Here is a 4,370-nt window from a genome sequence, read left to right on the forward strand (position 1 = left end):
TAGGCTAAACACCCGAAAGCGTCAACCCGCCCTAAACCCGAAAACGTCCCCACCCGGCGACCTAGCCGGCCAAACCACGAAGGTCTAGAGAAGACGCGTCAGCGTTCGCCGCCAGTGACCGGCAGCGACGCCGTCGATGTCCGGCTTATAAGGCGAGACCACCGAAAACGTCAAGCGCCTCTCGCGCTATTTTTCAAAAAAAGAGATCGGACAGCTGAAGCAGGCGCCCGATGCGACCCAGGCGACAGGTCCCTAAAGTCCTGCGGCGCGCGGAAAAATGCGGGAAATTCAACTTACAGACCGTCGAACGACGCCATGATTTGTTCAGGGCGATCGTCAAGCCATTTCCCGATTTCGGACATGCTCATGATGCGCGGCGGCGTCGGTCCATGAACGCTCTCGGACAACTGCAACACATACGTCCGCCCCTGGATGTAGAGGCGATCGGCGGCGTCGTTCGCATCATTCCAGTCATAAATTCGCAAAGCCACCAGATGCATCGACACGCCCCCGGAACCAGGCCACTCCGCAGCAGAGATTATATCGCTATACGATGTTTCTTGGAAAATGCAATCGTCACAATCGGATGACGTACCCAAAAGCTGCGACCCGGTTTCAGCTTGCTGCGTAAAGGGAGGCATGTCGCCTCAACGCCTCGCGCGTTGGGCCCCCTCGGCCTGGCTTGGAGAGGGACCAAGCGATCCTCGGCGTCTGTTTCCGCGTGCAGGTGTCGCGCCAATCGGCGCAGGGCGTCATTGAGGTCGCCGAGGTTATGGCTTTGCTCCAGCAGGTCGGCGTCGCGTTCGGCTTCAATCACAAATTCGCGCTTCAAGGCGCAGCGTCCCGCACCTTCGGCGGCATTGCCCATGGCGCTGCGGCCAATGCAACGCCAGAGCGCGAGGCCTTCAGGATAAAGGTCTTCAGCTGTCCGGCTCTCCTATTCTCGCCGGACTTGCCGACGCCTCGCCCGACGTTTCCCTCTGCGTCGCGCCCGAACGGCCTGCGGCAAACAGCGCAGCGACAAAATGCGGCGCGTCGCGTTCTTCGCCTTGGTGTAAAACGTGTGTTGATCGCTCTCGACCGACGAGACCACATATCTCGTGTCGCGATATTCATCATTTGCGGATCGACAATGACGGATCAGGCCTTCACTCTCGACGACCGTGACTATGCGGCTCTGGCGGACTTCCGCGCGGCGTTGCGGGCCTTTTTGGCGTTCAGCGAAGCGCGCGCCGTCGAGGTCGGATTGTCGCCGCAACAGCATCAGGCGCTGCTGGCGATCCGCGGCGCGCCGGGAGCGGAAGCCACCATCGGCTATGTGGCGGAGCGGCTGATTCTCAAGCCTCACAGCGCGTCCGAACTGATCAGTCGGCTCGAGGCGCTCGATCTCGTCGCGCGGCGCGCTTCGGAGACGGATCGCCGCAAGACCACGCTTGTCCTTACGGAGCGCGCCGCCGATCTTCTTGGAGAACTCTCGGCGATCCATCGTGAAGAAATCCGCCGCTTGAAGCCGCTGCTGTTGGAATTGCTCGACCGCTTCGGCTGAATCGGTTTGCGTCGAAGCGGTCGCCACACGCGGAGCGGATCGGGCGATCAACCCATTGGCGAAATCGCGCTCCCCCGCGCTCGAAAATCATTTCGACGGCGCGATGGAACAGCAGCAAGCCGCCGGCGATGCGAAAGACGGCGACGGAAGGAATCGGCAGGCAGGTTGAGCGTGGCTTTCAAGGTCTCGAACACGGCGCGCCTTGGCGCGAACGCGCGGCGGGCGCCGCTGCTCCGCGCAATGCCGGTTACGTCCGTCGCAATAGCGCCATGAGGTCCGCCATGGCGCTGATGTCCTCCACCGTGCGTCTCAGACTCCCCGACGCCCATCGTTGCGCAATGCGTTTCCACTCCAGGGAGTCGCTCGTGAAAATCGCCTGGACCGCGCCGACGCCGTCGCGCAGACCCTCCTCTCGGCGCGCCGCCCAGCCTGCCATGATTTCGCTATATTCGCGGAGCGCCTCGCATTGTTTTTCGAACGCCGCGAGCGCGGAGATCGTCAGAGCCCTCGTCCAATCGGACGGCAGCGAGCAGTTATAAGGAAACGGCTGCGTCCCGGCTTGCGGCTCCATGGCGAACTCCTGTCAACGCTGCATCACATAGGTTCCGGGCGCCGGCCCCAACGGCGCATAGCCGCGCTCCGGCGCGCCCATCGGAGGCGCCGGGACGCGCTGCGTGGAACGCCCAAGCCATTCGATCCATAGCGGCCACCACGAACCATCCACGACCGGCGCGCGAGCGCGCCATTCGTCGGGTCCGAGATAGCGCGAATGCGCGCGGTGACGCGCGATCCGGAGGCTCCGGCCCTTATGGCCGGGCTCGCTGACGATGCCGGCGTTGTGGCCGCCGCTGGTCAAAACGAAGGTCGTGTCGATGCTTTCAATGAGGTTGATCTTGTAAACGGAACGCCAGGGCGCGACATGGTCGCTCTCGGTGGCGACGACAAACAGCGGCGCCTGAATGTCGCCGAGGGAGACGGGGCGGCCATCGACCAGGAAGCGGCCTTCGAACAGATCGTTGTTGAGGAAAAGCTGGCGCAGATATTCGCTATGCATGCGATAGGGCATGCGCGTGGCGTCGGCGTTCCATGCCATCAGATCGGTCATTTCCGACCGCTGGCCCAGCAGATATTCGCGGACGAGGCGCGACCAGATCAGGTCCGCCGAGCGCAGCAACTGAAACGTTCCGCCCATCCGCCGCGCGTCGAGGCCCCCCTGCTCCCACATGACGTCTTCGAGGAAGCTGAGCTGGCTGTCGTCGATGAACAGGGTGAGTTCGCCTGCCTCGGTGAAGTCGATCTGCGCTGCGAGCAGGGTGACGCTGTTGAGCGCCTGTTTGCCCTCGCGCCCCAGCCAAGCCGCCGCAATCGACAGCAGCGTGCCGCCCAGGCAATAGCCGACCGCGTTGACGCCGACGCCGGGGACGATGGCGTTGATCGCCTTCAGCGCGTCCAGCACGCCAAGCCGCAAATAATCGTCCATGCCGAGATCGCGATCGGCGGCGACAGGATTGCGCCAGGACATCATGAACACGGTGTGGCCGTGATCGACAAGATATTTGACCAGCGAGTTGTGCGGCGACAGGTCGAGAATGTAATATTTCATGATCCAGGCTGGAACGAACAGCACGGGCTCCGCCCAGACATCGGCTGTAGTTGGCCTGTACTGGATCAGTTCGATCAGGCGATTGCGATACACCACTTCGCCCGGCGTCGCCGCGACCTGGTCGCCCGGCCGGAACCGCTCGACGCCGGGCGGCGGCTTGTCGCCGACGGCGCGCTCCCAATCGCGCCAGAAGTTGAGCGCCCCCCGGACCAGATTCATGCCGCCTTCGGCGAGCGTCGCCGACAAGACCTCGGGATTGGTGGGAATGAAATTGACGGGCGAAACCATGTCCAGCGCCTGCCGCGCCATAAAGGTGGCCAATTGCTCATGATGCGCGGAAACGCCGCTGACGCCGGTGGTGGCGTTGTGCCACCATTGCTGTTGCAGCAGGAACCATTGTTGAAAGAAGACGAAAGGCGGCTTGCGCCATTGTTCGGAAGCGAAGCGGCGATCTTGCGGCAGCGGCGCGATGCAGTCGTCGTCGCCCGGACACCAGGCGTAGCTCAGGCTATAGGCCACGAACCGCACCAGTTTACGAAAACCCTTTTCCGAAAGCTGGATGCGTTTGCCGGGCGCGGCGCCCAGATGAATCGCCCAATCCGCCCAGGCGAGCCACAAAGCCGCCGGCGACAGGCCAAGCGTGCTGCGCGCCAGGCTGGCGCGCAGCACGCGGTCGAGCGGCGCAGGCGAATCGACTTCTAAGCGTTCGCAGGGCGCGGCCTCCGCGCCGGCCGACCGCGGGGCCGAAGCGACCGTCGGCGCCCCGGATGGATTCACGCGAGAGGCAAGGCTCGTGCGACGGTTCATCTGCGCTGTTCCTTGCGCGGGAGCGGGCGTGCGGCCTGTGATCACAAGACGGCGCGCCGCCTTTGATCTTCGCGCTCTCGGTTAGCCAATTCCAATTTCAGGCTTTTGTCGGCGGCGGCGCTCGCGCGCGATCACGCGTAAGAGACAGCATCCATCGCGTGCGCCAAAAAAGATGACATAGGCGCCGTGGCTGATGAAAGGCTCGGAAATTACTTAACCTTGCTCTACGCCTGCCCTCTTGCCATTCAGCACGCCGCATTCGAAACCGGTGGGCAGGATGTCGCTGAGCATCGCCAACGCATCCTTCTGCACGCCGGCGGGTAGCGTCCACGAACGTGGTGGAGATTTTCTGAGTGATCCGGCGGACGGAGCTCCGCTTAGCGGAGGCCGGCGGCTTTGCCGGGGCGGTCATCG

General features: G+C 63.3%; 4 protein-coding genes. 1 reads left to right on the top strand and 3 read right to left on the bottom strand.

The genetic code is table 11. The features are described 5' to 3' along the window. Nucleotides 1-293 precede the first annotated feature (293 nt). The gene (locus CFB24_RS22050) at nt 294-500 is read right to left on the bottom strand and encodes a hypothetical protein (protein ID WP_088522760.1); all 207 of its coding nucleotides are present in this window, start codon (nt 498-500) and stop codon (nt 294-296) included. Between the two features lie 221 nt (nt 501-721). On the opposite strand from CFB24_RS22050, the gene CFB24_RS24030 reads away from it, so the two are divergent. After that, the gene (locus tag CFB24_RS24030) at nt 722-1,546 is read left to right on the top strand and encodes a MarR family winged helix-turn-helix transcriptional regulator (RefSeq protein WP_338064208.1); all 825 of its coding nucleotides are present in this window, start codon (nt 722-724) and stop codon (nt 1,544-1,546) included. Nucleotides 1,547-1,793: 247 nt separating this feature from the next. Here the strand turns inward: CFB24_RS24030 and CFB24_RS22060 are convergent, their stop codons facing one another. Together CFB24_RS22060 and CFB24_RS22065 are read right to left on the bottom strand one after the other, a co-directional pair. Then, nucleotides 1,794-2,117 (bottom strand): hypothetical protein, encoded by a 324-nt coding sequence (locus CFB24_RS22060; RefSeq protein WP_088522762.1) that lies wholly within the window; start codon nt 2,115-2,117, stop codon nt 1,794-1,796. Nucleotides 2,118-2,129: 12 nt separating this feature from the next. After that, nucleotides 2,130-3,956 carry a PHA/PHB synthase family protein gene (locus CFB24_RS22065; protein WP_088522763.1) on the bottom strand — a complete coding sequence of 609 codons (1,827 nt, stop codon included), beginning with the start codon at nt 3,954-3,956 and terminating at the stop codon, nt 2,130-2,132. Nucleotides 3,957-4,370 lie beyond the last annotated feature (414 nt).

It is taken from the genome of Rhodoblastus acidophilus (assembly GCF_900187365.1).
Taxonomy (GTDB): domain Bacteria; phylum Pseudomonadota; class Alphaproteobacteria; order Rhizobiales; family Beijerinckiaceae; genus Rhodoblastus; species Rhodoblastus acidophilus.